Below are 5,656 nucleotides of genomic sequence, written 5' to 3' on the forward strand. Positions count from 1 at the left end.
TTTTCTTTATCTGAAGCGTTCGGGTAATTAGTACTGCTCAGCTTTGACATTTCTGCCTTTACACCTGCAGCCTATCAACGTCATAGTCTCTGACGTCCCTTAATGGAAGTCTCATCTTGAGGCAAGTTTCGCGCTTAGATGCTTTCAGCGCTTATCTCATCCCAACATAGCTACCCGGCGATGCAGCTGACGCCACAACCGGTACACCAGCGGTTGGTCCAACCCGGTCCTCTCGTACTAAGGTCAGGTCCTCTCAAACTTCCTACGCCCATCACAGATAGGGACCGAACTGTCTCACGACGTTCTGAACCCAGCTCGCGTGCCACTTTAATAGGCGAACAGCCTAACCCTTGGGACCTTCTCCAGCCCCAGGATGTGACGAGCCGACATCGAGGTGCCAAACCTCCCCGTCGATGTGAGCTCTTGGGGGAGATCAGCCTGTTATCCCCAGCGTACCTTTTATCCTTTGAGCGATGGCCCTTCCATGCAGAACCACCGGATCACTATATCCGTCTTTCGACCCTGATCGACTTGTCTGTCTCACAGTCAAGCATGTTTATGCTATTGCACTCCACGTACGGTTACCAAGCGTACTGAACATACCTTTGAAAGCCTCCGATACACTTTCGGAGGCGACCACCCCAGTCAAACTACCCACCACGCACTGTCTCCGCCTGCGGCGGATTAGACATCAGATAAATAAAGGGCGGTATTTCACCGTTGACTCCCCTGAACCTAGCGGCCCAGGATCATCGCCTCCCGCCTATCCTACACATCATCTACCCAATGTCAATGCGAAGCTATAGTAAAGGTGCATGGGGTCTTTCCGTCCCGTGACGGGTACACGGCATCTTCACCGTGACTACAATTTCACCGAGCTCATGGCTGAGACAGTGCCCAGATCGTTACACCATTCGTGCAGGTCGGAACTTACCCGACAAGGAATTTCGCTACCTTAGGACCGTTATAGTTACGGCCGCCGTTTACTGGGGCTTCAGTTCAACGCTTCGCAGGGTTACCCCCACTGACGTCCCCCCTTAACCTTCCAGCACCGGGCAGGTGTCAGGCCTTATACTTCATCTTGCGATTTCGCAAAGCCATGTGTTTTTGTTAAACAGTCGCCTGGGCCATTTCTCTGCGACCTTCTGTATTGCTACAGTGAGGCACCCCTTTTCCCGAAGTTACAGGGTTAATTTGCCTAGTTCCTTAGCCATGAATCACTCGAGCACCTCAGGATTCTCTCCTTGACTACCTGTGTCGGTTTCCGGTACGGGTACCGTATCAATATGCTTAGAAGATTTTCTCGGAAGTCTGCTTACGCTTTCTATCAGTTCGGCCGAAGCCTCCCCGTACTATTGGGTTTCAGCAAACTCTACGGATTTACCTGTAGAATCTATACCTACACCTTTTAACGCCCACGTCCGTCAGGGCGCGAAGCTGTCACTCCTCCTTCTCTCCATCGCTCGATACGCTAGTATGGGAATATTAACCCATTGTCCATCAACTACCCCTTTCGGGTTCGCCTTAGGTCCCGACTTACCCGCGGTTGATTAGCATTGCCGCGGAACCCTTAGTCTATCGGTGGGCAGGTTTCTCGCCTGCCTTATCGTTACTTATGCCTACATTTGCTTTTCTATCTGCTCCACAAACCATTACCAGTCTGCTTCTCCGCTGATAGAATGCTCCCCTACCACTCGCCATTGCTGGCGAATCCTGAGCTTCGGTATTACACTTGATGCCCGATTATTATCGATGCTCTGTCGCTCGACCAGTGAGCTGTTACGCACTCTTTAAATGAATTGCTGCTTCCAAGCAAACATCCTGGCTGTCTAAGCAACTGAACCGCCTTAGTTCAACTTAGTGTAAATTTTGGGACCTTAGCTGCAGGTCTGGGTTCTTTCCCTCTCGGACACGGACCTTAGCACCCATGCCCTCATTGCAGAGTATATTTAGTACCATTCGGAGTTCATCAGGATTTGGTAGGATGTGACTCCCCCTAGTCCTATTGGTAGCTCTACCTGTACTAAACTCAACCTCCACACTGTTCCTAAAAACATTTCGGGGAGTACGAGCTATTTCTCAGTTTGATTAGCCTTTCACCCCTACCCTCAGTTCATCCAAAAACTTTTCAACGTTTACTAGTTCGGACCTCCATCCCGTGTTACCGGAACTTCATCCTGACCAAGGGTAGATCACAAAGTTTCGCGTCTACTCCCACTGACTATACGCCCTATTCAGACTCGCTTTCGCTCCGGCTGCGCAGCTTTAACCGCTTAACCTCGCCAGTGACAGTAACTCGTAGGCTCATTATGCAAAAGGCACGCCGTCACTAGATTTCCTAGCTCCGACCGCTTGTAAGCGTATGGTTTCAGGTTCTTTTTCACCCTCCTATTCGGAGTACTTTTCACCTTTCCTTCACAGTACTGGTTCACTATCGGTCTCTCAGGAGTATTTAGCCTTACCAGATGGTGCTGGCAATTTCAAACGGGGCGTCTCCGACCCCGCCCTACTCAGGATACCACTACGTAACACAACTTTACTCTTACAGGGCTCTCACCTTCTTTGGCCTGCTTTCCCACGCAGTTCAGATTCATTGTGTAGTCGAGTATCGTGGTCCTATAACCCCTGTCTAGCCGTAACTAAACAGGTTTGGGCTCTTGCGCGTTCGCTCGCCACTACTTGCGCAATCACTAGATTGTTTTCTCCTCCTCCAGGTACTTAGATGTTTCAGTTCCCTGGGTTTGCTTAACGATTTGCATCGTCATGATCCGCCTTCAGCGGACCGGGTTGCCCCATTCGGAAATCTACGGATCAAAACCTATTTGCGGTTCCCCGTAGCTTATCGCAGCTTATCACGTCCTTCTTCGCCTCTGAGAGCCTAGGCATTCCCCATACGCCCTTATTTACTTCTTTTAAAACGATTTATCACCTCCTCCACCCTTTTGCTAGCGTGGATTCGTTGGGATTTTTCCTATGTGCTCGCTGTTCAGCGCATCCCTGGTAGATGACTGTGACATCATTTACCTTTTCGCGCCTTACATATTTTGTTGTATCGATACAAGTTATCTTGTATCTCTACACCTTTTCATAAAAATGCATTGCTGCATCTCTACTTTTTACTACTCTTTCATCACCATGTCAATGAACTCCTTTGTCAATCTTACCCTAAACCGTCGTTCGAAGGTGGCTTACCTTCATTGAACAAATGCCCAGGAATTGACAATGTGTTAAGGCTATCTGCTGTAAACATTCTACAGGCAAACCCTTATCAATTCTCTTTTCAAATACTTGCGAGCAAATACTTCCTATCTGCTCTCCTTACCTTCTCTCTTCTCTTCCTTCCCTCTTCTGCCTTCTGCTTCTTTCGTCTTTCTTCTGCCTTCTTCCTCTTTCCCCACTTCCTCCTGCCGGTGTCTCCTGGTGGAGAATATCGGAGTCGAACCGATGACCTCCTGCTTGCAAAGCAGGCGCTCTAGCCAGCTGAGCTAATCCCCCATTGATTTCAGTGTGAGTGTGAGTGTGAGTTTTGATGTCTTGCATCCTTTCACTCCCGCTCTCCTGTCTCACTCTGCTTTTCAGTGGGCCTGCGTGGACTCGAACCACGGACCTCTACATTATCAGTGTAGCGCTCTAACCACCTGAGCTACAAGCCCTCTTTAAGCTGAAAGCTTTTTAGCTTAAAGCATAAAGCTTGCGCCTGTAACGGCAGTGTGCTTGCTCGGTTCCTTTTGTGGCCGTAAGCTTTCTGCTTTTAGCTTTCCGCCTTTAGCCTTCCGCTTTCAGCCCTCCCATAATTTCTCGAATAAATGTAATTGATAGCGAACCCTTGCGATTCTTAAACTCCGAGTCTTCGGTTTTCTTTTCCGCCCTATTTGGCGGATCCAGAAAGGAGGTGTTCCAGCCGCACCTTCCGGTACGGCTACCTTGTTACGACTTAGCCCCAGTCATCGGTTTAACCCTAAACAGCGCCTTGCAGCAACTGTCTTCAGGTCCTCCCAACTTCCATGGCTTGACGGGCGGTGTGTACAAGGTCCGGGAACGTATTCACCGCGCCATTGCTGATGCGCGATTACTAGCGATTCCAACTTCATGCAGGCGAGTTGCAGCCTGCAATCCGAACTGAGACGTACTTTTTGTGATTGGCTCACTGTCACCAGCTTGCAACACTCTGTATACGCCATTGTAGCACGTGTGTAGCCCTGGGCGTAAGGGCCATGATGACTTGACGTCGTCCCCTCCTTCCTCTCCGCTTGCGCGGGCAGTCTCTTTAGAGTCCCCACCATGACGTGCTGGCAACTAAAGATAGGGGTTGCGCTCGTTGCGGGACTTAACCCAACACCTCACGGCACGAGCTGACGACAGCCATGCAGCACCTTGCTCCTTGTCCTTGCGGAACGATACATCTCTGCACCAGTCAAGGGCATTCTAGCCCAGGTAAGGTTCCTCGCGTATCATCGAATTAAACCACATGCTCCACCGCTTGTGCGGACCCCCGTCAATTCCTTTGAGTTTCACCGTTGCCGGCGTACTCCCCAGGTGGATTACTTAGCGCTTTCGCTTGGCCGCGTACTGTATATCGCACACAGCGAGTAATCAACGTTTACAGTGTGGACTACCAGGGTATCTAATCCTGTTTGATCCCCACACTTTCGTGCCTCAGCGTCAGTTACAGCCTAGTAAGCTGCCTTCGCTATAGGTGTTCTTGACGATATCTAAGCATTTCACCGCTACACCGTCAATTCCGCCTACCTCATCTGTACTCTAGCCCCGCAGTATCAATGCCACCCTCCCGGTTAAGCCGGGATATTTCAGCACTGACTTACAGGGCCGCCTACGCACCCTTTAAACCCAATAAATCCGGACAACGCTTGCCACCTACGTATTACCGCGGCTGCTGGCACGTAGTTAGCCGTGGCTTATTCACCAGGTACTTTCAATTTTCCACGCATGGACTTTTTAGCCCCTGGCAAAAGCAGTTTACAACCCAGAAGGCCTTCTTCCTGCACGCGGCATGGCTGGTTCAGGCTCTCACCCATTGACCAATATTCCCTACTGCTGCCTCCCGTAGGAGTCTGGCCCGTATCTCAGTGCCAGTGTGGGGGATCAACCTCTCAGTTCCCCTACTGATCATCGCCTTGGTAGTCCGTTACACTACCAACTAGCTAATCAGACGCATGCCCATCCTTTACCTCCTCAGATTTAATAACCAAATGATGCCATTCAATTATACTATGAAGTGTTAATTCGAGTTTCCCCGAGCTATACTCCTGTAAAGGGTAGGTTGCATACGTGTTACGCACCCGTGCGTCACTCTCATATCATATTGCTATAATATTTACCGTTCGACTTGCATGTATTAAGCCTGCCGCTAGCGTTCATCCTGAGCCAGGATCAAACTCTCCATTGTAATAATTCTTCGCAATGCCCACTCACCCCAGATCGCTCTGAGCCTTGTAAACATTACCGCCAGTATCGTTAGAAAACCTCTCGGTCATCCTTCTTACCAGCTTACTTGTTTTGTCTGAAACCTGGACTCGTTATTCTTTTCATTCCTCTTTCAAGTTTTATCTCTCAAAAGAATCAATCGCAGAGTCTTGCCATCACTGACAATTCCCCGCAGGTCCGCTATCAATTTCCATCCATTCAATGAACGTGT

At 49.7% G+C, this 5,656-nt stretch carries 2 tRNA genes and 2 rRNA genes; all 4 read right to left on the reverse strand.

Annotation, left to right across the window (positions count from 1 at the left end):
• Nucleotides 1-7: 7 nt before the first annotated feature.
• The 4 genes from P2W71_RS14315 to P2W71_RS14330 all read right to left on the reverse strand — a co-directional run bounded on the left by P2W71_RS14315 (nucleotide 8) and on the right by P2W71_RS14330 (nucleotide 5,407).
• Nucleotides 8-2,913: ribosomal RNA gene (locus P2W71_RS14315) — 23S ribosomal RNA — on the reverse strand.
• Nucleotides 2,914-3,418: 505 nt separating this feature from the next.
• Nucleotides 3,419-3,495: transfer RNA gene (locus P2W71_RS14320), tRNA-Ala, on the reverse strand.
• 84 nt (nucleotides 3,496-3,579) lie between these two features.
• Nucleotides 3,580-3,653: transfer RNA gene (locus P2W71_RS14325), tRNA-Ile, on the reverse strand.
• 232 nt (nucleotides 3,654-3,885) lie between these two features.
• Nucleotides 3,886-5,407, reverse strand: a 16S ribosomal RNA gene (locus P2W71_RS14330).
• The 16S and 23S rRNA genes sit together here with 2 tRNA genes alongside, the layout of an rRNA operon.
• Between the last annotated feature and the right edge of the window lie 249 nt (nucleotides 5,408-5,656).

Source organism: Chryseolinea sp. H1M3-3, from assembly GCF_029360725.1.
GTDB lineage: Bacteria > Bacteroidota > Bacteroidia > Cytophagales > Cyclobacteriaceae > Chryseolinea.